We start from the raw sequence: 25,724 nt of genomic DNA, 5'->3' as shown, positions 1-25,724 counted from the left end.
GGATATATGGCTACCCTGCTACGGTTACTTATTTATCGCTGTTAAAAGGCTTACAAGATGCTGCACCGCGAAAATACCGCATCTTTTATCCGCGAATGATGGCTCCACTTCGGACTTCTGGACCAACAGATATTTGCCTTCCTTCGGTATCAGCATCTGTTTCCCGGCATACGATACCGGCAGACTCAAGTCCAGTGACCATCAGCAGCTTCCCATCGGCTCCCACACCATTAATTCCTTGTACCTCTGCACCTTTGCAATTGTGAAGATGAATTAACGGCCCTTCGGTGACTCGTGCTTGTAGTTCGGTGAGTTGCAGGTGTTTAGCATGAGCGCACTGAATCCCTGTACGAGCTTCTACGCTGTAACGCTCAATACTCACACTGTCCAGGGGCATCTCCGGCAAACCGCTGACAAACAGGGCCGCATCAGCACCCGCGCAGACCACATCCGATATTCGAATATCCCGGAACACCGGCGTCTCTTCGCTGACCTCCTTCGCGAGATCCCCACCCCGTGCAGACCCCTCCTGATTGGCATAAAAAAATGAAAAGGAGATTGCCTCCATAATAATATCCTTCATATAGATACGCTCAATCTGAATATCTTCGACGATACCGCCGCGTCCGCGTGCACTTTTGAAACGTAAACCGATATCCGTTCCTATAAATGTACAATCCGATACGCGAACATGCCGGACACCACCAGACATCTCACTTCCGATCACAAAACCGCCATGACCATGATACACAGTGCAATCCCGAATCGTGACGTACTCCGATGGCAGTCCAAGTTCACGTCCTTCAGCATCCTTGCCGGATTTCATGCAGATCGCATCGTCACCAACATCGAATAGACTCTGCTCCACCAGAACATGACGGCAGGACTCTATATCCAGTCCATCTCCATTCTGGGAGAACCATGGATTACGTACGTTTACTTTACGAATCGTCACATGCTCACACGCCCAAGGGTGCAGGTTCCATGCCGGTGAGTTCTGGAATGTAGGTCCCTCCAGCAGAACTCGTTTGCATCGCCGTAAGCTGACCATATTCGGCCGCAAAAATTCACGAATCTCTTCATAAGCGGCGATATCACTTACATTCTCTTGGCGAAGCTTTTCGGCAGTGGTTACGCCATCAAGTGCAGATTGGGAAGGCCACCAGATCTGTTCTTCTGTGCCGGACATTTCTACAACACCACCTGAGGCAAGTAATCGCTCCCACTGACCTGCTGTCATTTTAGATCTTTTCACCGGACGCCAGGCTTCACCCCCACCATCCCAGATCCCTTCACCCGTTATCGCAATATCTTCGAGCCCGTCTGCATCAATCGGAGATTGGCAGCGTACAACCTGCCAGCCCTCAAAGCTTGATCCAATGAGCGGATACTTCCTAAAATCCTGACTGAACGTTACCAGCGCCCCGGCCTGCACATGCAGTTCAATTCGACTACGAAGCACAATAGGCCCAGTGAGCCATACACCAGGGGGAATGATAATCCTGCCTCCGCCCGCTTCTGCACACGCGGCAATAGCCCGTCGGAATGCCTCTGTATTCTCTGTTATCCCATCTCCAACAGCACCATACTCGGTAATATGATAATCACGCTTAGGAATAACAGGTAGATCCACTTCGTAAGCTTGAACATCGGGTACACTGCCTGCTCCTGAAGACATCGGGGAGTGATAAATATTCATCGTATGAAATCATCCTCTCTACTGTGTCGTTATCTCACTTCATCATATCAATGGCATGACGAAGCTAGGTTGAACTTTTTTGCCATGTACAGGGTGAACTTGATGTTATTTGTTATCTATGCCACATATGTGATTTATGAAAATTGCACACCAATTTCCAGTATACAACATACATCAATTCCAATGCTTGTAAATAAGATAGGCATATGGATTCATTTTTTTGTCAGGATTCGTCACAAAAAAGTTATAAATATAACATATATATGACGTAATTTCGAGCTACAGGCCTACAACACCTGTTACTTATGTCATGTTTTATCACAGAGTAATTGCTATTATCAGGATGAATCTGTATGATGAAATAACTACTTTGCAATATTGCCTTTTTATTCCTACTATTTTCTATTGCAGAAAGGGTGTATGTTCTTGATTGAATTCAAAAGTGTCCAAAAGCATTTCGGTCATTTCCATGTCCTCAAGGATATTCATCTCCGCATTGAAGAAGGCGAGGTCGTGGTTATTATCGGACCTTCTGGCTCTGGCAAAAGTACACTGCTTCGCTGTATCAACCGTCTGGAAACCATCAGTGACGGCGAGCTTGTCGTCAGCGGCATTCCTCTGCATCAAAAAAAGGTGGACATCAACCTCTTCCGCCGTGACATCGGTATGGTTTTTCAACATTTCAATCTGTATCCCCACAAAAAAGTCATCGATAACATTACCCTTGCACCGATCAAAGTGCGCAAACAACCCAAGGCCCAAGCAGCAGCAACCGCGATGAAATACCTGGAGCGGGTCGGCATCGCCGATAAAGCAGACAGTTACCCCTCCCAGTTATCCGGTGGACAACAGCAACGTGTAGCGATTGCAAGAGGGCTCGCAATGGAACCAAAGATTATGCTTTTTGACGAACCGACCTCTGCCCTTGATCCCGAGATGATCGGCGAGGTTCTGGATGTTATGCGCTCCCTTGCCCACAATGGCATGACTATGGTGGTTGTTACCCATGAGATGGGTTTTGCCCGCGAAGTGGCAGACCGGGTCATCTTCATGGATGAAGGCCGAATCGTAGAAGAAGCTTCTGCGACGGAGTTTTTTGACAACCCTAGAGAAGAGAGAGCACAACAGTTTCTTAGCCGTCTGATCCATCATTAATCCCTCCTAATTCTGTCACCCAGACTTATCATGGGCACTCCAAATTCGAAAGGGGTCTTATTTTGATGAAAAATAGAATGAAGTGGCCGACTTTGACGTTTGTGCTGGTACTTATGTTATCTCTTGTCTTATCTGGCTGTAATACAGGAACAGACACCTCCTCGGCAGGTGGTGGGGGCAATGCGGAAGCGAAAGGCACGATTGAGAAGATTAAGGAGCGCGGCAAGCTAATTGCTGGTGTGAAATACGACACGAAGTTATTTGGACTCAAAGATCCAGCAAGCGGGAACGTGGAGGGCTTTGATATCGATATCGCCAAAGCGCTAGCTAAGCAGATTCTGGGCGATGAAACGAAGGTTGAACTGAAGGAAGTTACCTCCAAAACAAGAATTCCCATGCTGCAGAACGGGGATATCGACATCATCATTGCCACAATGACGATTACAGACGAGCGCAAAGAGCAGGTTGATTTCAGTGATGTATACTTCGAGGCAGGCCAGTCCCTGCTGGTGAAAAACGACAGTGCCATCACCGGTCTCGAGAGCCTGGATGGTGTGAAGGTGCTTGCCGTGAAAGGCTCCACGTCTGCACAGAACATTCGCGAGAAGGCACCGAAGGCCGAGGTGCTCGAGTTCGATAACTATCAGGATGCTTTTACAGCGCTGAAAGCAGATAAAGGTGAAGCGCTAACTACTGACAATATCATTCTCATCGGCATGCAGCAGTCAGACAACAACTACAAGCTCGTTGGTGGCAACTTCACAAGTGAGCCTTATGGCATGGCGATCCGTAAGGGTGACACCGCCTTCGTAGAAGAAGTGAATAAGATGCTTAAAGGATTAAAGGACAGTGGTGAATATGACACGCTGCACGAGAAATGGCTGGGTAGCAAACCTGAGTAACGGTTGTGAGCAGCACATGATGGGCAAGTCTACCCATCTGTTCAATACGTAATGTAAGCATCTGCTGTATGCGAAAGATCTGCATGCAGCAGATGTGCTGTTGTTTTATTTTCACACCTGGAGAACGGGGGTCTTGTATATGGGCACATTGGATTTTGGCGTACTGTTCAGGCACTCGGACCGGTTCATTGAAGGATTCTGGAATACAATTCAAGTGAGCGTGATCGCTCTGGTAGGCAGCTTTGTGCTAGGCGCCATACTAGCGATCTTTCGCATCTCACCTATTAAGCCGTTGAACTGGTTCGGTACGGCTTTTGTTGAGTTTATTCGCAACATTCCATTGCTGCTAGTTGTGTTCTTTTTCTACCTCGGGCTGCCAGCACTTGGTATTACACTGGATGGATTTGTTTCAGGAACACTCGGCCTGACCATCTACACAGCTGTTTTTATCGCAGAAGCGATTCGAGCAGGTATTCAGACCGTACCTCGCGGTCAGTTGGAGGCTGCACGTTCATCGGGATTGTCCTATGTACAGGCCATGAACTTGGTCATTCTGCCACAAGCAATCAAGATCGTACTGCCTTCCATAGGCAATCAGTTTATTAATCTGGTCAAAAACTCATCCATTCTGGCAGTCGTGGCTGGTATGGACTTGATGTATTTTGCCGACCTTGTGAACTCTGATACGTTCCAGCCGCTAAGTGTATACACCATTGTTGCACTTTTGTATCTGGTGCTGACCTTACCGCTCAGCTTCCTGGTGCATTATATGGAACGACGATTCGGACAAAGTGATGCAGAGGCACGTAAACCCAAAGGAAAACCGAAGAAAAACAAACCTACAGGGCAAGTCACGATGTAGGGGCTAGTAGAGGAATCGGGCATGAATTTCAGCTAGAACTTATATCGTTCCCGAAGGAGGGATCTGAAGTATGGACTTTAGCGGAGCCTTTGAGTGGCCGAACCTTCGTTTTCTACTACATGGATTCGGGGTGACGCTGCAAGTGGCGGGCTTATCCATTGTGTTCAGCTTTGTGTTAGGTACGCTGCTCGGCACAATACGTTATACACGCATTCCTGTTCTCGCACAGATTGTGGCAGTGATCGTAGATACCATTCGTAACCTGCCGTTACTGCTCATTATCTTTTTTATTCATATCGTACTCCCGCAGCTAGGGATTAAAATGTCAGTTTTCTGGTCCACGGTAGTGGGACTGAGTCTGTTTGAAGGCGCCATGATTGCAGAAATTGTACGCAGCGGCCTCAAATCTGTGGAACGCGGTCAGGTGGAAGCTGCTCGTTCTTCGGGTTTGAGCTATATGCAGACACTGGGCAACATCATTATGCCCCAGGCACTGCGCCGCATGTCTCCACCCATGGTCAGCCAATTCATCTCCCTACTCAAGGATACGTCACTCGCCATCATCATCTCTCTGCCAGAACTAATGCACAATGTGCAGATCCTTGGAGGCCAAAGCTTCGATTACGTCATACCTTCGTTGTTACTGGCAGCGGTGCTGTATTTCATCATCAACTATTCCCTCTCCATCGTAGCAAGAAGGCTTGAGGCACGTTTGAACTAAAGAGCATGTCAGATTAGGGAATGTACACATAGATACAGTCAGATTGCATATAGATACTGGCGAATAGCATAAAGAATGCATAACGATCAAGAGCTCCAGTTCCACTTCTTTTTGTGGAGCTGGAGCTTTTGAGTTCGCTATGACTCGTTACGGTGACGGAAGAACTGACCATGCAGAGTTATTTTTAAAATCAGGTTGATTACGCTGGTAAATTCAACTGCCAAGATACGCCGAACTGGTCCACCAGCCATCCGAATTTCTTACTGAATCCATAATTATTTATAGGCATGAGTGCAGTGCCATTTTGCATCATTTTTTCATAAAGGCTGTCGATTTCCTCCTCGGTATCACACGTAAGATAGATTGAAAAAGACGGGGTGAACGTAAACTCATGATTAACATGGCTGTCGATACACATGAACTCCTGTCCTTTTAGCGAGAAAATAGCTTGTATCACTGTACCTTCTTTCCCGGGTCCATCAGGACCGTACCGAGTAATGCTTTTAATCTCTGAATCCTCAATGAGTGATGTGTAGTAATTCATAGCTTCTTCTGCAATACCGCCTTGAAACATTAAAAATGGTGTAACGTTTTTCATATTGAACTCCCCTTCTTCACATAGGATCAGATTGCAATCAATCTCAATTTATATTTCTTGCCCACTTCTTAAAGAAATATAAATGGATAATTGCCCCATACCCTGAAACCACTTTTGGAATACAAGGTAAACGCTAGTTTAAACTAATCTAATTGAATAAGCGAAAGAATAATTCAAAATTAACCGTTTCTGTCATTGATTTTTTTTCCAAAAAAGGTTACTTTATAGAAAGCTTAGCGATAAGCCAGTTCCTGACACGAAGGGAGATGTGTTTTAATGGCAACTACTTATATGGTGGTTTGGTCTTAGAACTGAATAGCTGGCATACGTGAAAAAGCGGGATTATGCCCGTTCTATTTGCTGTGCCGCCCAAAGTAACCTTTCGTGAAAATTGCTGTTTTGCAGGATACGATCAAGGTCGTATCTTTTTTGCGTCCTGATGCCGCGCGACAGCAGCTTCTTTAGAGGCTGCTTGTCCGTGGCATTTTTGCGTCCAAAAAAACAACATTAAAGGAGCTAACAAACAAATATGATGGATTTGAAAACGTATGGCTATGTAGAAATAGATGCAATTCCCGACGGATTATTGGCGGGCAGGGTAACGGAGCTTCGCCGCGAGCGCTTCACGGTCATGACTGAGCGCGGAGAAGTAACGGCAGTGCTCAAAGGCTTGTTCTATCACAGCGCGGAATCACGCGCAGACTTTCCGTGCGTTGGAGACTTTGTCTTGCTGCAGTACAACGAGAGTGGAGATTCTCTCATCGTTACGGTACTGCCCCGTCACTCAAAGTTCTCACGCGCGGATTTCTCAGGTCATGCCGCAGGCTATGTCAGAACCGTGCTGGAGCAAGTCGTTGCAACCAATTTTGACTATATTTTTATTCTCACTTCTCTGAATAGGGATTTCAATGTTACCCGCATCATGCGATATCTGACACAAGCAAGACAGAGCGGCGGCCAGCCGATCATCATTCTGACCAAAGCTGATCTCGTTGAAGATTATAATCTACCACTTGCTGAAGTCACACAGAGCATCCCTGATGTACCGGTTCACGCAATCTCCAGTCATACAAACCAAGGGCTTAAGGAACTCGATCTCTACTTAAGGCCTGGTAAAACAGTTGTCTTTCTCGGCATGTCCGGCGTCGGCAAATCCTCTCTGCTCAATGCCTTGATGGAACAGGCCGTAATGAAGGTTGAGTCAATTCGAGAGGAAGACAGCCGGGGGCGACATACCACAACGCACCGCCAGTTGTTCATGCTCCCCTCTGGTGCGATGGTCATTGATACGCCGGGTATGCGCGAGCTTGGACTATTCGATGCCGATGAAGGTATACGTGCAAGCTTTACCGATGTAGAGGAATGGTTCACTCAATGCCGATTCACAGATTGCCGTCATCAGGCCGAGCCAGGCTGTGCTGTTCTGGCCGCTCTGGATGACGGATTATTGCCACTGGAACGGTGGGAGTATTATATTGCCCAGCAGCATGAGAACAAATATGTTCAGGATAAAACGAATTACCTCATCGACAAGAGGGCCCGCAATAAATCGATCGCCATGTGGAGCAAGCAAACGAAAAAGAACGGAGGCTGGAAAAAATGAATATGAACTACGAATCGCTGATCTCTGCCTTAAGTCTAAAGTTCAAGACGACTATTCTTTCCGCTGAGTGCCAAACTGTTCCGTTGCAGGGCGGAACGGTAGGTAATGTGCACCTGGTAACAGGCAACGCGGAAACTGTGGATGGACAAAATCTGGGTTACCGTATCGTTCTGAAAATCCAGAAAAAATTTGAACGCTATGGCGATCCGGAATCTTGGCGTCGGGAATATGATCTGTACGCTTCTGACCTGGGGGCAACGTTCTCGGATGCTGTCCGCTGGCCAACGTGTTATCACTCCGAGATGAATACCGAAGAAGATGAATTCCAGCTGTGGCTGGAATATATTGACGGCTTGACCGGTCTTGAATTGACCAGCGACATGTATGAACAGGTCGCACTGGAATGGGGGCGCTATCAAGGCAAGCTATATGCGGAGCAGCCCGTAGTGCTTCAGAGTCTGACCAATCTGAGCCATGCAGATCTCATGAAGAACACGTATCTGCATTACCGTTCCTGGCCACTTGTCTACAATTATATCCGTTCGGAGGATTGCGAATTCCCGAAGCATGTGCGACAGATGCTTATCGATATCGATGAGCACGCGGATGAGATCCTTGCCCGCATCGAAAAATTACCCGTCGTGTTATGCCATCGGGACTTCTGGGTGAACAACCTGATCTACACAGACAAAACATTCGCAATCATCGACTGGGACATGAGCGGCTGGGGCTACCTCGGCGAGGATATCGCAAGCCTGATTGCGGATGAAGCCCATATCGATCACATGATCGAATATTATCAACGATGCATCCCCGCTTATTACAAAGGCTTTTCCGAATTTGCGGATGTCCCTCCTGTCGCCGAGCATTGCGTCTATGAGCTAATCCTGCTCATGTTCGGGTACAGATTCATAGAGTATTATCTTCATACAGAAGACGATGCCGAGAAGACGATGTATCTCCATACGCTCCAAAAAATCTATGAGATGAAGGCCAGCCCTGCGCTGAACTGATTCTAAAACAAGAACTCCGAAAACCCTTGAATATAGTGGGTTTTCGGAGTTCTTTCATACTCCCATTCAATTGTCGTCAGCAGCTTGTTATTTCATGAACTCACACCATCCGCACCCTCATATCGCTGCACCATGCTGTCGAAGTTCTTCCTGCAACAGCGATACAGGCAACACCACAGGAGCAAGATTCAGCTTCACTGCCAGAGCCGCTGCTGTTCCCGCTGCCTCTCCTGTTGCCATGCAGCTTGGGGTCAATCTGGTCGTCGCATGAGCCTCATGTGTTGTCGAGATACAGCGCCCGGCAGCCAGCAGATTGCTTCTATTCTGCGAGATGAGACAACGATACGGAATATCATATGCTCCATCACCTTGGATAAAAGCCGCCGTCACCCCTTGCCCGGAGGGATCATGAATATCAATAGGATAGCCGCTTCTGGCGATGACATCATCGAACTTCTGACCTGCAATAACATCTTCCTGAGTCAGCGCATAATGCCCTATGATACGTCTCGATTCACGGATACCGATCTGTGGCGCTACAGCCGAGATGGAGGAACGTTCGAATCCTGGAACATCATTCCGCAGGAACTCCGCGATCATCAACACTTGCTTCCGCCCCTCCGTTTCGGCGGCCGTCAGATCCACAGTCTCTGTCGCATCAAACCCTTGCACCCGAGTGCAATTAATCAGTACTTCATCTTCAGCCGGCCCGGTAAAAAATAATACCTGATCACGCTGAATCGGCACCGCCGCTCTCTTCCAGTGCGAGTAGAAGCCACTCACTCCCGTTAGTGGGATCGTGTCCAGCTCGGCATAAGGGGTCTTCTCATAGAAATCCTCTGGATGATCCTGCATATACTGCTTCACACGCCCAAGGTCCACGCCGCGCATCCGGAATTTCATCGTCATAGGCTGAGACTTGTTGTCCTCATCTCTCCCCTTCGCTATGGCAGCGCCAGCCAGATAAGCCACATCCGCATCACCACTCGCATCGATAAAAACAGCTGCCTGAATCTCCAACTCGCCCGATTTGCTCGTCACTCGCACAGCCTCTACCCGGTCTTCCACCACGACCACATCATCCACGAAGCTGTGTAACAAGAGCCGAACCCCCGCCTCCTGCAACATTTCTGTCGCAACTACTGGATAGACAGACGGATCATACGGTGTCAACGTATGCACAAAACCAACCGTGTCTCGCAGATGTCCGGGAGAGCCTCCGCAGGATTGCAACCGATCCACGATCTCCTGTGCAATCCCCCGAATGACTTGCTCCCCCTGCACGGTATGAAACGTCATCCATGGATAGACCATCGCGGCCGTGGACATCCCACCTACGAATCCATAGCGTTCCACTAGGACAACTCGCACCCCCTGCCTTCCTGCTGCAATCGCGGCTGCAATCCCGGCAGGTCCGCCCCCGACAATTACAACATCCGCCGTTTCTCTTTGCACACGCTTCTGTTCACTCAAGTCGTACCTCCTCCTTCCCAATCCTGGTTACTCCTTCAATCCCGTCATCGCCACACCCTCAATGAAACGCCGCTGTGCCAGGAAAAAGACGATCAATAGAGGAACCGTCGCCATCACGGTCGCACTCATCAAATACTGCCAGGCTGTACCCACTTCATCTGTAAATAAGGATAACCCTAACGGTAGTGTCATCAGCTCTCGTGAATTAATAAAAATCAACGGATCGAAGAATTCATTCCAGCTCGTCACAAATGTAAAAATCGTCAGGGTAGCCATACCCGGCTTGGCAAGGGGTAGCATAATCTGCGCATAGATTCGGAACCGGCTGCATCCATCAATCATCGCCGCTTCCTCCAGCTCGGTCGGCACGGTCATGAAGAACTGACGCATAACAAAGATGCCAAACACTCCGCCCGCACCAAAGATCGGCAGCAAAATCAGCGGAAGATGCGTATCGATCCACCCAAGTTGACGCATAAACAGAAACATCGGAATGGCGGTCACCTCATGCGGAATCATCATCGCGCTCAGCAAAATGAGAAAAACGACATTCCGTCCCTTAAATGGAATCTTGGCAAAGGCATACCCTGCGAGAGAGGCAAAAAACACCGTCCCAAGTACTACCAACGCAGAGATATACACACTATTCCCGTAAAAACGATGAAACGGAATCAATCGGAACACATCGATATAATTCTGAAATTGCAAGGTGTCCGGTAACCACTGCGGCGGATAGGTGAATATGCTCTGCGGCTCCTTGAAGGATGTCGAGATCATCCAGATCAACGGAACAATCATGATAAGCGATATCACCGTTAGCACCAAATAGGTGCCCATAGCTGCGCCGAACCCCTGCCTTGTCAATCTAGGCATCGCCTTCACCAAATACCCACCTCTTTCGGAGCTGCCATTGCAGCAGCGTCAGAATCAGTACGATCACGAACAACACATAGGCGAGGGAAGAAGCATAGCCGAACTGAAATAGCTTGAACGCTTTTTCCCAAATATAATAGACCAGAACCTTGGTGCTGTTGCTCGGGCCGCCTTGGGTCATAACATAGATCTGTCCGAATACTTTGAGCGAACCAATGACGGTCATCACTACGGTCAGAAATACAGTCGGTGTAATCATAGGCAGGGTGACATTGAAAAAAGAAGCTCTCCTGCCTGCGCCATCCAGCGTTGCCGCTTCGTATAAGGAACGAGGGACTTGCTGAAGTGCTGCAATGAACAGCACCATATTGAGCCCAACATTCTTCAGCACACTGGTCACGATGACCGCAGGCATCGCCAGATTGGGATCGTACAGCCAGGCCGGGCCCTTGATGCCGATCATCAGCAGCAGTTGGTTGATTAATCCCGACTCCGTCGCGTACATTAGCTTCCACACAATGGCCCACACGATTAATGACGTCATGACCGGTACAAAGATAGCCGTTCTAAATATGCCAATCCCTCGAATGCTCTTGGATAACAACAACGCGAGCAGCAGAGCCAGCACAATATTCAGCGGCACCAGACCTGCCGTAAAATAAACGGTATTGCCGAGCACTTCCCAGAACATAGCGTCCGTCATGATATTCCGATAATTATCCAGCCCGATGAATTGGTGATCTCCCAGCAGCGGCCAATCCGTCAGACTCATATAGAATGCAAGCCCCATCGGGAACAAGAGCAGCAAAGTAAAGCCCAGCACCATGGGCGAAATAAACAACCAGCCAGCAATCTGCGCCTCCCTGGCGAGCGGCCCTCCGCGTCTCCGTTTGCTGAGGCGGCTCACGACCCTTCCCTCCCAGTCAAACGATCAATCGCGTTACGGAAACCGCTTACTGCTCTGCGCAGCTCATCCTCCGTTTTGCCTGTAACAATCGCCCCGAGCATAATGGCTTGGATACCGCTATGATGCAACACGGGTACATCCTCCGGCACCAGGTTGCGCTGGGAAGGAACCAGTACCGGTACTCCGGCTTGCAGGACGAGCCGCCGATAGTGAAGAACATCCGCGAAGCTGAGCGGGGTGCCGTATTCTTTGCCGGGTACAATGGAGGCCTCCATTGCAGTAAAACCAAAATGCGCAGCCGCTGCCACGAGAGACACATCATACGCATCGTTAATCGCAAACGTAGATTCCAGTCCCAGATCACTCAGCATAAATGACGGCAGATGATGTGCATAGATCGAGTAAAAATCAAACCCCAGACCCGACAAACGCTCCACGTCCTCTCGCCTTGTCCCTTCGAGGCTACCGGATGGCACAACACCTAACGGTCCTCCGAACTCCGCGCGAATTGTACGAAACACCTCGACATATTCACCCAGCGAACCAAAATGATTGCCACTCGCACGGTGGCCCACATTATAGTGAACCTTCAGTGCATCCGCGCCTTCCTCTTGGGCCGCCCGAGCCAAGGCAAGACTATTCTCAGGCAGACTGATGACAAGCGACAACGGTTTCTGATGCAGCATAGCCTGCAATTGCCCTGTCTTCTGTACGTTCCACATGTCCTGTACTTGAGCTATCTCCTTTTGTTCCTTCATTTCTTCCATGCCTCTCATCACTCCTTCGTTTCCCTCACTCCTGCCCGATCAGCTTCAATCCCCTGTTTCTTCAGGGCTGCAAGACGCTCTGCACTTCAGTCTGCATCTGTTTCAGATTATCCTCGGGAGCGACCGTACGAGCGAATAATCGGTCAAACCCTTGCAGCACTGCATTATCAATATCCTGCCAGCGGATATGTCCCGGAATTAGGCGTGCTTTGGGCATTTCATCAATGACAGCCTGCACGATATGCTCTTTGCTCGGATTGTTCGGCTGCTGGATGAAGGCATCGGAGTTCAGAACCGACGTACGAGCGGGCACAAAATACGTAGCGGTTGCCTGCGTCCCCTGTTCACTCGCAAAATATTTCAGCAGTTTCTTCGTTTCCTCCGGATGTTTGCTGTCGTTAAACATGGCATAACCCGCCTGTCCCAGCATCGGTACGCTGCCCTGTGAACCAGAAGGCATAGGCGCAATACTCCATTCAAATTCCTTGATCTCCCTTGCTTTGGACACATAGCTGTAGTTATCGAAGAACATGCCCACATTGCCTGCATCAAAGCTCACCTGCTCGCCCGCTTTCGGGTGGGATTCGTCCGTAAACATCATGCGCTCCAGCATCGCAAAGGTCTGTACACCGTACTCATCATTCCAGGTAAACGCTGTCATATCTTCATTGAATGGCCCGCTTCCATTCGACCAAGAGTAAGAAGAGAGCACCGCCCAAGTCTTCCAATCTCGAAAAAAGTTAGCCCCATACGTGCGACTCGCCGCATCCTTGCTGGTTATCGCTTTGGCAGAGGCCTCGAACTGCTCCCACGTCCATTCTCCTTTGGAAGCCAGCGTATTGGGATCGGTCAGCCCGGCCTTGTCAAAGAGCGTTTTATTATAAAACATCACCACCGGCGGTGTGGAAAACGGCAAGCCTAACAGTTGATCTCCCTCACGGAAGAGATCCAGCGTGCTGGGAATATAATCGTCCAGCTTAAACTCGGCATCATCCTTGAACGCCGACACGTCGGCCAGGATGTGATTGGACTTGAACTGGGGTATCATGCGTTCCGATACCCAGGCCAGATCCGGCAGCGAACCTCCGGCGGCAAGCACCGATATTTTCTGCTGATAATCAGCAAATGGTACAGATTCCATCGTCACCTTGATGCCGGGGTTCTCTTTGGTAAAGCCATCGATCAGCTTGTTGTACACATCAATATGTGCTTGATTGCCCCACATCATGAACTTCAACTCTACCTTGTCGTTCTCTCCGCCGGATGCGTTAGAATCCCCACCCTTGCTGGTGCTTGTGCACCCGATCAGAGCGGCGATCATAAGGATGAGAATCAGCGTCAGTCCTGCTTTTTTCATGGAAATCCCCCTTGTGGACGTTATGGTATTCCTGTGCCACCCCAGTATATCGAAAGCCCTGCTTGCTTCTAAATCACGTGAGTTGCAGAAATGGTATGGTTTTTTAAGGAGTTTCGTGGCTCCGTATCCCTACTGTCCACTCTGCTTGCTGTATCCTTCACGATATTCTCCTGCCGTTTGCCCTGTCTGCTGCTTAAAAACCAGCATGAAATGTTTTGGACTCTGGTATCCAGATAACCGGGCGACGTCATAGATTTTGAGACCCGTGTTCACCAGCAGCCATTTGGCCCGTTCGATCCGTGCCTCTGCGATATATTCCGAGTAGTTGGTTCCTGTCTCGGTTTTGAACAATTGGCTCAGATACGTTGGATTCAGGTTGACCAGTGAAGCAACCGTCTGGAGCCGAAGATCACCATCAGGATGCTGATGGATGTGCTCCTTGACGCTGCGAATAATTTTGCGGGTATCCCCCATATCCTGCTCTTCTATGCCAGAACGTTCTGTAGTAGAAAACGTAGTGAGGCCGTATCTTCGATCCAGCAGTAATTGCATTTTTTGCAAACATTTCACCAGTTCATGACGCTCAATCGGCTTTAACAGATAACTCAGCACTCCGTGCTCCATCGCCTTGCGTGCATATTCAAACTCCCCATACCCGCTAATAATGAGCATCAGCAAGTCCGGGTACATCTCTCTCGCCAGCCCAACCAGCGACAGTCCGTCCATCTCTCGCATACGAATATCCGTAATCAAGACATCGGGCACTTCACAGCGCAGCACCTCCAGCGCCTCGGCTCCGCTAGCGGCTTCACCTACCACCTGAAACTGGGGCGTGGCCTGTACAATCAGCTCCCGTAACCCTTGGCGAATAACCGTCTCGTCCTCTACAAGCAGCACTTTATACATGGGTTTCATTCCCCTCTCGGATGAAGATGAATAGATAAAGTTACAGCCAGTCCTTGTCCTGGGCTGCCATCAACGCTCAGTCCGCTGTCTTTTCCATATATCAAACGAAGCCTTTGAGCAATATTGTGCAGCCCCAGACTATCTCCGGCTTGACGGTGCAGAATAGGATTATTCGATTGGAGGCAATCCACGTTTTGTCCAGAGACAGAAGCATTTAATCGATCCAGCTCTTCCTGATCCATCCCCTTGCCGTTATCTCGTACACTGATGATCAGTTCCTGCTCGAACAGAACCGCAGACACCCAGATCGTGCCGCTTGCTTTACTACCTGCTTGCTGTCCTTCGATCCCGTGGCATATCGCATTTTCCACTAGTGGCTGTAACATCAACTTGGGAATGAGATAGTCGTTAACCTCTTCCTCGATATCATAAATAATGTCCAGTTCACCGTTGTAACGCACCTGTTGAATGCGCACATAGGAATCGACGAACGCCAGCTCTTCCCGTAGCGTCACCATGCGATCAGCCTTACCCACTGTGTATCGCAGCAGCTTGCCAAGCGCCGTAACCATGGCAGATACTTCGGCATGCCTCTGGCGAACAGCCATCATGTTAATCGACTCTAATGTGTTGTATATAAAATGAGGATTGATCTGGCTCTGTAGCGCCGACAGTTCAGCCTCTCGTTCCTGAATTTCAAGTAAATACACCTCATGGAATAGGCGGTGAATCTCCTCCATCATGCGGTTAAACCCTCGGCTAATTTGCCCTAGTTCATCATCACTGTACTGAGTAACCCGCTGGCTAAAATCGCCCTGTTCCACCCGGATCATATGATGTTTCAAGCGAATGAGCGGACGAGTTACCCTGTAAGATACCAAGACGGCGAGAGTCACTACGGCTGCCATACACAGCAATGCTAGCCCAATAGTGAAGGTGAGCATCTCTCCCGATTCCTTTTGAATGACCGTAATGGGTGTCAGACTGATCACCGACAACCCGGAATATCCCGAAAGACTTCGTACATGGAGGTAGGGCTGTCCTTCCAGTTCTACCTTTTGGTTCTCTTCATAATCCCAGAGCTTCCCGTGGGATAACAAAGGAGCGTAAGCAGATAACCCTTCCGTGGAAACTCGTTCAAAAATAAGACGTTGCTGGCTGTCCACAATCATCAGACTTGCCTTCTGCTCAAAATTCAGGTTGGACAGCAACTGTCCAAAGGCCTCCGGCCGGATATCAATCAAGATGTAACCCAGCCGCTGAAGCGTACCCGGATCACGCAGCTCTCTGGTTACGGTAATGTATTCCCCTTCCTGTTCATCCACGTAATAGCCAGGAACATGGGGAGGAAGCAAGCGCCACATCCCTTCCGTACCTCTCAGCTCGGCAAACCATGGCTCTTGGCTCCCGTCCCAGACGGGTTTCACTGCTAGCGAGTCCAGATTGGAGAACAGGATGCCACTATTGCTGATCAGATGAATCCCTCGAATCTCCGGCCGGTCATAGGCTTGGGCAGACGTATACAGCTTCATTTTCAGATAATCATCCGACTTCGCCCACGTCCCGGAACCCATCGTCCCATCGTACTCGCGCAGGATACCCAGCACCATCTGGTCATAGAGTGGCAAGAGCGACAGACGCTCGAAGTCTTTCAGCATCCAGTTCAGATTGGTATTGATCTGCCGCACCATATCAATGGTGAACTGCTCCGTCTTATGATCCAGCGTCCGTGAGAAATGGGCGTATCCCATCACTCCCTGCAAGCTGAGCGGCAACAGCGTCAGTGCCAGGAAGAGCAGCAGTAGCTTGGAGCGCAGATTCAACCTTTTTCGAATTGAATGGAAACCAATGAAATCTCGGATCGATCGCCAATCACGCGTAGAATGGAACTCATACCTAGAACCAATAGAACAAAACCTCCAGATGTAGTCCCGCACCCTTTTTATCATTCACCTGTGTCCCTCCTTCGTTAAAATCATTGTATTTGACCTCGCGATAACTCCATGAAATCCAACGTTCAATTGAGGTCATCATATCCAGTGTAGAGTCGCGCTCGCTATACTGTAAGCTATGGATTTGGTATGAAATTTTAGGACAAAGATGGATGAATGGGTAGTTCTGGGGAGAGATTGAGGGGAGTTTGGCATAGCGTTCGGGAGAACATCAAAAAGCCGACCACATAGTAGTGGCCGACTTCCTTTTTTACATTTTATTAGTACAACCTAAATTAGGGAGGTTTATGGGGATCGTTGTTTCTAATAGACTCTATGATTCTCCTAATCTTCTAAAAAGGAATTGTCGCATCAAAAAACCGACTGCATTAAGCAATCGGCTGTCTATTCATAATATGTTTTTTATATTGGAATCGATAATATTCATTGATTAATTCGTCCAAGATCATGGACTGCTCGAGGACTTTGTCGTCCTGCATGCCATGATTTTCCGCCAACTGACGTAACTTCTGCCTATCCCGCTCAATTCGATCTTTGATCTGCATCGGTTCACCCATAGCATGCACCCCCTCTTTTTATATCATTTTAGGATACATTGCCAAAAAATTCATAATTTATTCCTTTGCAAAATCAAAATGATTGTTTACATAAGTGTAGTTTCATAAGTTTAGCATTTTGGAAATTGTTCAATATTCACAATCTCCTACAACATATGGATGAGCGATCTTTTAGTAAAGCTATATATCGTGCTCCATCCATATCTCACTGAAAATCACAAACTATGATTTAGAGACACCAAATTAGGAATCACTCCATCGCCCATTTTAATAAACGTCTCATATGACCCACTAAAGGTTATTTTAGCTTGATGAATGAAACCCATTGGTGTCGAATGCAATCGCTAGTCATATCAATCAGACAATTGAAACGGTATTGACATTGATGATCAGTTTTGCGGGGTTCATTGTAACCTTGATTGGACTGATTGTAACTATTGTCATTGCCTTAAATAATCAAAACAAAAAGAAATAGACCGCCCTAACTAAGGTAAGGTCTATTTCAGTTACCTATGCACAGCCACCGCCCTTAGAAGCGGCTGTTGTAAAGAGTAGGGATGTTTGCGCATCCTTGCTCTTTTTTATTATATCCAGTTTAGCACAGTTTGTTGCATAAGTTAACTCTTTACTGGTAATTATTGTCGCCCAGTTTTGAGTAGAAGGGAAATAGTATAAGTATGTAGTGCGCACAAAGGTTTGCTAAATCTTTAATTGTATCCAAATGGCATGGAGTTCACATATAACTCCTTTCTCTTGAATCATTTTCAAATATATGTTAATTTAACTACATAGAAATACATAGTAGGTGGTGTTTCAGTTGAAAAATGAAATGATTAAGGGATATATCGACGGTATTGTGCTGTCTATTTTGAACCAACGAGATACCTATGGTTATGAAATAACTCAACATATTAATCAAGTAACCGGTGGGGCATTTCTGCTTAAAGAAGGCACTCTGTATCCCGCATTAAAGAGAATGGAGGCTAATTCTTACATTGAAGGCTATTGGGGTGAACAAGAAGGCGGCCCTAGACGGAAATACTACAGGATTACAGAGGAAGGCCAACTTCAACTTGAAGCGATCAAAACCTCATGGGAACAAAATACACATATCATTAATATTTTCTTAGGAGGAACGGCGCATGGACATTCAATCCTATTTAGACCAAGTGTTTAAGAGATCATTATTATCTAGAAGAGAGCGCAAGGACTTGGCAGAAGAGATGGCTGCTCATTTACATTCCTCCAAGGAACATTATATGAATGAAGGATGCACCGACGAGCAAGCAGCCACAAAAGCTATAGCGTCATTTGGCGATCCGATCAGCATACGAACTCAATTAACTCAAGAAACTTATGGTCTGTCGAGCAAATTGATCCTGCAGTTTATTATCATAAGCTCAATTCTGTATATGAGCTCTTTGTTTACAGGATTAGTTCTCTATCATTACGATGTTCATAACAAATGGATCGAACTTTTCCCAGTTGCCTTCATTACTCTATGTGCCATGAGTAGTGCTTTACTGCTGACACGCAAAAACACTGATCGTTGGTGTCTAATATCAGTTCCCATTTTATTTGGATTAGGATACTTGCAGGCATATCTGGGTCTTTTCAAAAATATGTTTGGCGGCATCGATTCATTTACGCTTTTTGAGAATTTATTTTTCAGTGGTGCTTATGACTTTTCAGGGCGTAATAGCTTCATGCTTATTGGTGGCCTGATCCTAGCCGTTCAAACACTCATTTTGTTTGTTATCAGCAAAAATATCTATATCTCTTTGATGCCCTTCGCCTTCTCTATTTTGTATACCGTTTCTCATATGGTCATTTTTGGATCATATTATCTGTTCTTTGGGGATCATTTTAATTCATCCGTCACCAATGGATACAACGTTTTTGCCACAGGTAACATTCAACGTCTATCCGATATCGGTGTGAAATTAGGTATGTGTCTTGTACTGTTTCTCACTTTAAGTTCAGTGAAAAAGCTGATCTTTAAATCTAAGCTTCAGGCTGGATGAGCTGGAATGACAAATTAACTGACTTTTCTAAAGAAAATGAAAATAACCCTTTTCTAGTCCTTTTGCAGAAGTGATCTGATTCAGTTATTTCATAGACATTGCTCTGTTATCCTTAAGAATAGCACTTAATGTACCAACATTAATTCCTGTAATATCGGAAAAATGCTACAACTTGAGATTTTGTTCTCTCATATATCTCTTAATATGTGCTCTTATTGTAGGTACCAATTCCATTATCAGACCTCCATCATCTAAATCACGTATAATTCAATAACATATAATAAATGTATTTCTAATCCTGATTTCACATTGGTCAATCTATGAATATACAAAAAAGGCTTACTTCCGCATTCGGAAATAAACCGATAAAGTATTCGAAACAATCCATTATTATAACTTACAATGCTCCAGCACCATGTCCTAATGGTTTATATATCTGATTTTGCACATCAAACTGATTTACAGGGAAATTGACAATAATTACAGCACTAAACAAGAGTATAGCCACGATTTTTTTTAATTTCATAATACCTGGAAACCTCCTCCATTAGATTGCAATAGTTATTTACCATTTCTTTAGATGCAAATGATCTGTACCTCTCAAAGAGAGCAACACATTGTATAATGTCATCAGAATTATTAATTCTAATAGCTGAACTCAAACAAGTGACAAGCTTTTGCATTCCTTCTGTGTATCGCTCTCTGTTAAAAAGATACATTGCCAGTTCAAATAATAGTTTAGAGCATTGATCATTCTTTATTTGCTCGTTGTACCCTTCTGTTAAGGTTTTATCACTCAATATTGAATTAATGGAATTATCAAATTTCAATAAAATATGATCTATATCCATTTCGAAATGATTTGCTGCTTCAATAATCTTAACAAGAGCAGTGAGAGTTTCTCCTTCATTTTGCTCAACCCAAGCCAAATACACCGGGAGAACCTCTTTCTTCCCCATCATCAAGTTATATAAGTAGGTATTGGCCTCAGTCCATCTATTAAACATATCGATATATACTTTATCTTCGTCGCTAGAATTTAACACACTAGCTAATTCAGCATTTTTCCTTGTATATAACAGCGCTTCAGTATACTCACCTTTCCACTCGCATGCAGTGGCTTTAAGCAAGTTTGAATATGCCTGGTATACAAATAAAGGGTAGGCTGTTACCCTATTCTCTTTGCTTATTTTTTTCTTTGTATAGGATTGGATAATTTCCGCTTTCCGTCCCAGATCATCAGCAAGCGAAAATGACTTGTCCCAATACCTTAAAGCCAGATACGTATTCGCTAAATCTTTAATCGCATCCAGCTGCCTCTCCTCATCCAGCCGATTAATATACGGCTCAAAGTGCACGGCTGCCCGGAGATTATCATGCTGATTCTGACCTAGCGATAGAGTGAATATCCGATACTGGCACAAGGCCAGGCGCTCGGAATGCTGGTATTTCTCGCACTCTGCTACGCATTCATATAACATGCGGGCTGCTTGTTGCTGACCACGTTCCAGCATACCTTCGGCCATCTCGAATAGTTCCGAGATATAGGAGCGATCGTCCGTCACCTGCTGAATCACGCGCTGGATGCAGTCGAGCTTGTCCAATTCTGCACAGCGTTGCAGGAATGGCTCAAGCCTTCGCCAGTGGGGAGCCGATTCCACGAAGCATTCTGCACCATATGTTTCGTAGAAGTGGCCCTCTTCCAGATTCATGCCCCTTGTGATCAGATCAAGCTGTGCCATGGCAATGGGCCGAGTTCCCTTAATGATTGCGCTGAGCGTCCCAGCGTTCACGCCCGATATATCTGCAAAGTACTGAAGGGTAAATCCCTGTTTCCTGATGTAATCCTCAATCGTTGAGCGGATCGTAGTTGTAGGTTCCATGTATCCACCTCCACAATTAAAATCCAGAAATTTGAATTTATATGATTACACCAATTTTAATCCTAAATTTTACAGTGGTCAATAACAATCGTGGCAATAAGTTTACATTTTTATGCAAAACGGACATAAACTTTTATATAGGCAAGGAGTATGTTCAATGAAATTTGCCTTGTTTAGTCTCATCATGAATCTGCCCAATGGCGTCCCAAGGGAAGTTTTATCTCAATCACCATCACCATACACAGAACATTCATCTAAAAATTCCCTTATACAAAGTAAGGACAGAGGCCATCCATAGGATTGCTTCTGCCCTTCTCGTTATGTTCATACCCCGCATCGACAAGTCGTTCTGTTCTATTCAGCACTGCTCTGCTCTGTTCCAGTCAGCCGCGACAACCTGAATGCTGTACCCTAGCTGTACCTTTTTGAAGCGTATCCCCAGACCTGCCTTATTTCATCACACTGAACTTCTTGGTCGTCGCACGAACGGACTCGTCTTCTCCCCATACAATGACACCTACGACTTTGGTCTCTTCCAATGGCATCGATGCAATCTCATTTGCATATTGTTCAAAAGCATTATTCAAGGACTGTCCTGTCTGTGTAAAAACAAGATGTTTCAATCCGCCCTGATTCTCAGTACAGGATTTGGCTAGATTGATCAGTTGATTCTCCCCTGCCTTCAGAATAACGGTGCTGTATCGGATACCTGCATGCTGGACCCCACTCTGATCCCGTACAGGCTGATCCGAATACAACTCCGGTTCGTTTAGAGCAGCTTGTCCCATGAGCAATGCTGCCACATTGGCTGCGGCTCCTTGCTCCAGATTTTTATCCAGTATAATTGCAATTCTCTTCATACGAGTGCATTCACCCTCTGTGGTTTTTTCGTAAAACATACCCATGGCATTTGAATTCCTTCACGCAGTACTTCATACGTGACCAGTCCATAATGTTCCGCACAGAGCTGGTTCGTCAATGCAATGGAGGTCTCTGTGTTCAGCATAACCTGCCTGCAGGCCTCTGGGTTAGAAGATACCGTGTGGTTCTCTCTATAGGCAATATTGAGTTCAGATAACAAGTATGTAGTTGCCGGATGATGAAAAATCGTATCAATCTGCTCTGGACATGCGGCGTGGAAGCCGGACAGCACCAGTGCAGGGATCTTCTCTACAAAACTTTCAGACACGACCAGATCTGAATCCATTATGAAGCTATTCAGCTTGGGATACGCTCCAGGCACCAGCAGACAGGAAATCTCACCGGATTTCAGGTCTTCTGCAGCCGCTTCGAATTCGGGGTATGGCTTAATCATATCAGAATTATCCATTTTTCTTGCAATGTGCATGCTGCAAGTCAAGAATCCTTCATCGTCACCCAATGTGCCCAGTATGGCATATTTCTCTTTTTTTATATCCACTTTTATCCATTACCTCCCATTTATTTTCCAATTTGGTACGATACTATACCAAAAAAATCCTGCTGTCAATTAACACTTCAACGCAACAAAAATATGTATAGTTGTTCATAGAATTTTTACAAAAAATGTATTGAAAACGGAAAAGAATGAGCTATAATGTTGTGAAAACCATTCATTATTTCAAATTTTATCCAGGAGGACCTATGAAAACAATCGTATACATATCTGATTTCAGGCTTCCCTTTGGTTTAAACTTCGTAAAACCCTTAACCAAGTATACTGACTGCCGAAAGATTCTGATTATTGAACGTCATCAATTACATCATCCCGAACGGCTTGAAGCGTATTTTGATGAAATACGATACGTTGATCATCTCGAATCTGTGGATGCCATCCGGGCACACATCCAGCAAATACTGCAATCTTACTCCATCATGGCTTTGCTAACTCCGGGTGAGAATGCCATTGAGATCGGGGGACAACTCCGTTCGGAGTTCGGCATTCCGGGTATGCAACGCAATCAAGCCGAGGCGGTTCGGAACAAGTGGATTATGAAACAAATGTTGCATCAGCGCGGAATTCGTACATCTAGAACGGCCATTGCACTCCAGCAACAGGACTATCTTCGCTTCTCCGCTACGTATGGGTTCCCCATCATTGTGAAGCCGCTCAGCGGTTACGGCAGCATCAATACGTTCAAGCTGTCTAGCATGGAGGAACTCCTCCATTATCTGCAACATACAAGACAAGAACAGCAACGAGATTTGCTGGAAGAATTCATTCATGGCACAGAGTTCCACTGTGACTCCATTGTGTGCAAGGGAGAAGTGGTCTTTGCTTCCGTGTCCCAGTATCTCTACAACTGTTTGGATATCGCAACACAGCAGAAGCCTCCAGCTAGCATTACTTTCCCCAAAGGAACAGAAGCGGATTTTATCCAGCGTATCCAGGACATGAACAGACAAGTCATTGCTGCGCTTGGCATCAATCAATCGGTGACCCATGCGGAGCTGTTCTTCACGCCAGAAGGAGAAGTCGTGTTTGGAGAGATTGGAGCCAGAATCGGGGGTTCTCATGTGATGCCGCCTTGCATTAAAAACACGCATGGTGTGGACTTTTTTGAAGCAGTTACAGATCTGGAACTCGGTACATATACCTTCATGCAGCAGGAGACCCATAACAAATTCACGGGGATGGTCTGTTTCCCTTCCCGCGCCGGAGTGATTCAGCACATCTCGGGGAGAGAAGATTATAAGGATGTTCCAGGCATCATTGAATTTAACGTCTCCTATGAAGTAGGGCAGCAGGCAGGAGATGTAAACGACACGATGACCCGCTCAGGGTTCGCCATTGTGGAAGGCGATTCGTTCGAGGAATTACGCCAGACGTTGCTGGATATGTATGATCGTTTCGTCATTGAGGTAGCGGTTCCCGAAAACGTATAAGATCGCGAATAAGTAGCAGAGACCGACCTTAACTTCATGTTTTTTCACTGGAATTGTGTTTTTCTTGGGGAGGAATGAAACGATTGTCTTTATTCAAAACATACGCGGGACTCAGCCGTGATATCTATTATCTCTGCTTGGCAAGAACCATTAACAGCACGGGGGATTTTATTTTCTCCCTGATCACCTTGGTGCTTACGCTACAGATGGGCATGAGTGTAGTCAGTGCGGGTATTTTTGTGTCCATGGCAGCTCTGATTAGCGGCCCCGGTGTACTACTTGGCGGTTATTTAAGTGATCTGATTGGCAAAAAAACGATTATTGTCTCCGGCCAGGTGTTGTCTGCCCTTATGATTATGAGCTGCTCTTTCTGGTCAGGCACGATGACTATCGGTTACCTTCTGATTGCGGTCATGTTCTTCATCAGTATTACACGCCCGGCGTATAACGCCTTAATTATTCAACTGTGCCCGGATGAGAAGGAGCGGAAATCGGCCTTTTCCCTGATGTATCTTGGAGCCAATCTCGGTATAGCGCTTGGGCCATTGATTGCCGGATTTTTTATCAAAGATTACGTGCATATCGTCTTTCTGAGCATTGGTACAGTATTTCTGATCTCTACCTTTATCATTTGGAAAAAGGTTTATGTTAATGTGAGCGACCAAGCAACGAAGACTAAGACTGGGGAACAGGGACATCACACACAGCAACCGCAGGGGGAACAACAGCCACATGGGATGCAACAATACCAAGAACACCAGCAGCCGCGAAAGCAAAAACATAAACCGGGTAGCTACCCGTCCAGGCAGCAACAAGGATCACAATCTCTGCCTTCGCCGCTGTTCCCTATGTTGCTGAAGAATCCGCTCGTTATTTTTTTCATCGTGGTATCATTCCTTAACTATTTTATTTACATGCAGTACTCGTTCAGCCTGCCCCTGCAGATGAATCAGACGTTCGGTGAACATGGAGCAGCTTACTATGGCTCTGTCATGACCATTAATGCAATCAGTGTCATCCTTCTGACCACACTGGTGCTGTCCGCTACCCGTAACTTCACGGCTCTAAACTCGATCGCGGCAGGCGCTCTCTTTTATGGCATCGGATTTGGTTCGCTATACCTGCTCGGGGATTGGCCTCAATTTGCTATCGTTGTGGTATCCACGGTGCTCTGGACGATTGGAGAGATTCTGGTGCAGACCAATATCAATCTGTATATTGCATCCCGCGTGCCCGACACGCATCAGGGGAGATTTAACGGCTTGCTGTTGTTTGTAGGTTGTCTAGGGTATACTCTTAGTCCTTATTTGACGGGCCTGTTCATTCGAAGCGTAGACATGAAGAGTGTATGGATCATTATTCTGGGTATCAGTCTGTTCTATGCACTATGTATGGTTCTTCTTTGGTATATTGAAAAAAAGGCCACAAATAACCACCGTAGAATCGAATCACCTGATTACTCGAAAAGTGTCTAAACCTTAGTCTCAGTATATAAGAGCTTCCGCTTAAGCTTATGCTAAAAACGAAAACGAACAATACCAAAAAGGGACAATACTGAATTAGGTCTGCACGAAGAGCCTCCAAAAAAGTTCTTTGGGGATGTCACT

24 protein-coding genes are annotated in these 25,724 nt (G+C 46.5%); 11 read left to right on the top strand and 13 right to left on the bottom strand.

Annotated elements, in window-relative coordinates; translation table 11 throughout:
• Positions 1 to 85: 85 nt before the first annotated feature.
• Positions 86 to 1,699 (bottom strand): glycoside hydrolase family 28 protein, encoded by a 1,614-nt coding sequence (locus PQG66_RS20015; RefSeq protein ID WP_272039577.1) that lies wholly within the window; start codon positions 1,697 to 1,699, stop codon positions 86 to 88.
• A 420-nt stretch (positions 1,700 to 2,119) separates the two neighbouring features.
• Between PQG66_RS20015 and PQG66_RS20010 the strand changes: the two genes are divergently transcribed.
• The 4 genes from PQG66_RS20010 to PQG66_RS19995 all read left to right on the top strand — a co-directional run bounded on the left by PQG66_RS20010 (position 2,120) and on the right by PQG66_RS19995 (position 5,339).
• Positions 2,120 to 2,854, top strand: coding sequence for an amino acid ABC transporter ATP-binding protein (locus PQG66_RS20010; RefSeq protein ID WP_272039576.1), 735 nt, complete (start codon positions 2,120 to 2,122; stop codon positions 2,852 to 2,854).
• A 65-nt stretch (positions 2,855 to 2,919) separates the two neighbouring features.
• The gene (locus PQG66_RS20005) at positions 2,920 to 3,756 is read left to right on the top strand and encodes a transporter substrate-binding domain-containing protein (RefSeq protein WP_272039575.1); all 837 of its coding nucleotides are present in this window, start codon (positions 2,920 to 2,922) and stop codon (positions 3,754 to 3,756) included.
• Positions 3,757 to 3,895: 139 nt separating this feature from the next.
• Positions 3,896 to 4,618, top strand: a complete 723-nt coding sequence (locus PQG66_RS20000) for an amino acid ABC transporter permease (protein WP_272039574.1) — start codon at positions 3,896 to 3,898, stop codon at positions 4,616 to 4,618.
• A 70-nt stretch (positions 4,619 to 4,688) separates the two neighbouring features.
• Entirely contained in the window at positions 4,689 to 5,339 is a 651-nt protein-coding gene (locus PQG66_RS19995; protein WP_272039573.1) for an amino acid ABC transporter permease, read from the top strand.
• 199 nt (positions 5,340 to 5,538) lie between these two features.
• Here the strand turns inward: PQG66_RS19995 and PQG66_RS19990 are convergent, their stop codons facing one another.
• Positions 5,539 to 5,937, bottom strand: a complete 399-nt coding sequence (locus PQG66_RS19990) for a VOC family protein (protein WP_272039572.1) — start codon at positions 5,935 to 5,937, stop codon at positions 5,539 to 5,541.
• Positions 5,938 to 6,466: 529 nt separating this feature from the next.
• Here PQG66_RS19990 and rsgA point away from each other — a divergent pair.
• Together rsgA and PQG66_RS19980 are read left to right on the top strand one after the other, a co-directional pair.
• Positions 6,467 to 7,540, top strand: a complete 1,074-nt coding sequence (rsgA, locus tag PQG66_RS19985; protein WP_272039571.1) for a ribosome small subunit-dependent GTPase A — start codon at positions 6,467 to 6,469, stop codon at positions 7,538 to 7,540.
• Positions 7,537 to 8,553: an aminoglycoside phosphotransferase family protein gene (locus PQG66_RS19980; protein ID WP_272039570.1), complete on the top strand. Its 1,017-nt coding sequence runs from the start codon at positions 7,537 to 7,539 to the stop codon at positions 8,551 to 8,553. The genes rsgA and PQG66_RS19980 overlap by 4 nt, the downstream gene beginning before the upstream one ends.
• Positions 8,554 to 8,670: 117 nt before the next feature.
• On the opposite strand, the gene PQG66_RS19975 is transcribed toward PQG66_RS19980, so the two are convergent.
• From PQG66_RS19975 to PQG66_RS19940, 8 genes are all read right to left on the bottom strand, one after another.
• Positions 8,671 to 10,026: an FAD-dependent oxidoreductase gene (locus tag PQG66_RS19975; RefSeq protein ID WP_272039569.1), complete on the bottom strand. Its 1,356-nt coding sequence runs from the start codon at positions 10,024 to 10,026 to the stop codon at positions 8,671 to 8,673.
• Between the two features lie 27 nt (positions 10,027 to 10,053).
• Entirely contained in the window at positions 10,054 to 10,899 is an 846-nt protein-coding gene (locus tag PQG66_RS19970; protein WP_272039748.1) for a carbohydrate ABC transporter permease, read from the bottom strand.
• Positions 10,892 to 11,806, bottom strand: a complete 915-nt coding sequence (locus tag PQG66_RS19965) for a carbohydrate ABC transporter permease (RefSeq protein ID WP_272039568.1) — start codon at positions 11,804 to 11,806, stop codon at positions 10,892 to 10,894. The genes PQG66_RS19970 and PQG66_RS19965 overlap by 8 nt, the downstream gene beginning before the upstream one ends.
• A complete protein-coding gene (locus tag PQG66_RS19960) occupies positions 11,803 to 12,573 on the bottom strand; it encodes a hypothetical protein (RefSeq protein ID WP_272039567.1) in 771 nt (256 codons plus the stop codon). Before PQG66_RS19960 ends, PQG66_RS19965 begins: the two co-directional genes overlap by 4 nt.
• A gap of 61 nt (positions 12,574 to 12,634) precedes the next feature.
• Positions 12,635 to 13,930 carry an ABC transporter substrate-binding protein gene (locus tag PQG66_RS19955; protein WP_272039566.1) on the bottom strand — a complete coding sequence of 432 codons (1,296 nt, stop codon included), beginning with the start codon at positions 13,928 to 13,930 and terminating at the stop codon, positions 12,635 to 12,637.
• 129 nt (positions 13,931 to 14,059) lie between these two features.
• Positions 14,060 to 14,836: a response regulator transcription factor gene (locus PQG66_RS19950; RefSeq protein WP_272039565.1), complete on the bottom strand. Its 777-nt coding sequence runs from the start codon at positions 14,834 to 14,836 to the stop codon at positions 14,060 to 14,062.
• A 5-nt stretch (positions 14,837 to 14,841) separates the two neighbouring features.
• On the bottom strand, positions 14,842 to 16,785 hold the full coding sequence (locus PQG66_RS19945) for a sensor histidine kinase (RefSeq protein WP_272039564.1): 1,944 nt from the start codon (positions 16,783 to 16,785) through the stop codon (positions 14,842 to 14,844).
• A 371-nt stretch (positions 16,786 to 17,156) separates the two neighbouring features.
• Positions 17,157 to 17,345 (bottom strand): aspartyl-phosphate phosphatase Spo0E family protein, encoded by a 189-nt coding sequence (locus PQG66_RS19940; RefSeq protein WP_272039563.1) that lies wholly within the window; start codon positions 17,343 to 17,345, stop codon positions 17,157 to 17,159.
• A gap of 385 nt (positions 17,346 to 17,730) precedes the next feature.
• Between PQG66_RS19940 and PQG66_RS19935 the strand changes: the two genes are divergently transcribed.
• The 3 genes from PQG66_RS19935 (at position 17,731) to PQG66_RS19925 (ending at position 19,369) form a co-directional block, all read left to right on the top strand.
• On the top strand, positions 17,731 to 17,820 hold the full coding sequence (locus PQG66_RS19935) for a putative holin-like toxin (protein ID WP_235193912.1): 90 nt from the start codon (positions 17,731 to 17,733) through the stop codon (positions 17,818 to 17,820).
• A 342-nt stretch (positions 17,821 to 18,162) separates the two neighbouring features.
• Positions 18,163 to 18,522 (top strand): PadR family transcriptional regulator, encoded by a 360-nt coding sequence (locus PQG66_RS19930; RefSeq protein WP_272039562.1) that lies wholly within the window; start codon positions 18,163 to 18,165, stop codon positions 18,520 to 18,522.
• Entirely contained in the window at positions 18,488 to 19,369 is an 882-nt protein-coding gene (locus PQG66_RS19925) for a permease prefix domain 1-containing protein (protein ID WP_272039561.1), read from the top strand. The genes PQG66_RS19930 and PQG66_RS19925 overlap by 35 nt, the downstream gene beginning before the upstream one ends.
• Positions 19,370 to 19,857: 488 nt before the next feature.
• On the opposite strand, the gene PQG66_RS19920 is transcribed toward PQG66_RS19925, so the two are convergent.
• The 3 genes from PQG66_RS19920 to PQG66_RS19910 all read right to left on the bottom strand — a co-directional run bounded on the left by PQG66_RS19920 (position 19,858) and on the right by PQG66_RS19910 (position 22,672).
• On the bottom strand, positions 19,858 to 21,162 hold the full coding sequence (locus PQG66_RS19920) for a transcriptional regulator (protein ID WP_272039560.1): 1,305 nt from the start codon (positions 21,160 to 21,162) through the stop codon (positions 19,858 to 19,860).
• Positions 21,163 to 21,701: 539 nt separating this feature from the next.
• Entirely contained in the window at positions 21,702 to 22,112 is a 411-nt protein-coding gene (locus PQG66_RS19915) for a DUF2000 family protein (protein ID WP_272039559.1), read from the bottom strand.
• Complete coding sequence (locus PQG66_RS19910) at positions 22,109 to 22,672, bottom strand: hypothetical protein (protein ID WP_272039558.1); 564 nt, start codon at positions 22,670 to 22,672, stop codon at positions 22,109 to 22,111. Before PQG66_RS19910 ends, PQG66_RS19915 begins: the two co-directional genes overlap by 4 nt.
• Before the next feature lie 203 nt (positions 22,673 to 22,875).
• On the opposite strand from PQG66_RS19910, the gene PQG66_RS19905 reads away from it, so the two are divergent.
• Positions 22,876 to 24,117: an ATP-grasp domain-containing protein gene (locus PQG66_RS19905; RefSeq protein ID WP_272039557.1), complete on the top strand. Its 1,242-nt coding sequence runs from the start codon at positions 22,876 to 22,878 to the stop codon at positions 24,115 to 24,117.
• Between the two features lie 83 nt (positions 24,118 to 24,200).
• Entirely contained in the window at positions 24,201 to 25,592 is a 1,392-nt protein-coding gene (locus tag PQG66_RS19900; RefSeq protein WP_272039556.1) for an MFS transporter, read from the top strand.
• Positions 25,593 to 25,724: the final 132 nt, after the last annotated feature.

The sequence above is a fragment of the Paenibacillus sp. JJ-100 genome (genome assembly GCF_948329825.1).
Lineage (GTDB): Bacteria > Bacillota > Bacilli > Paenibacillales > Paenibacillaceae > Paenibacillus.
The sequence above is the reverse complement of the archived record's forward strand: the minus strand, read 5'-3'. Positions and strand labels throughout refer to the sequence as shown.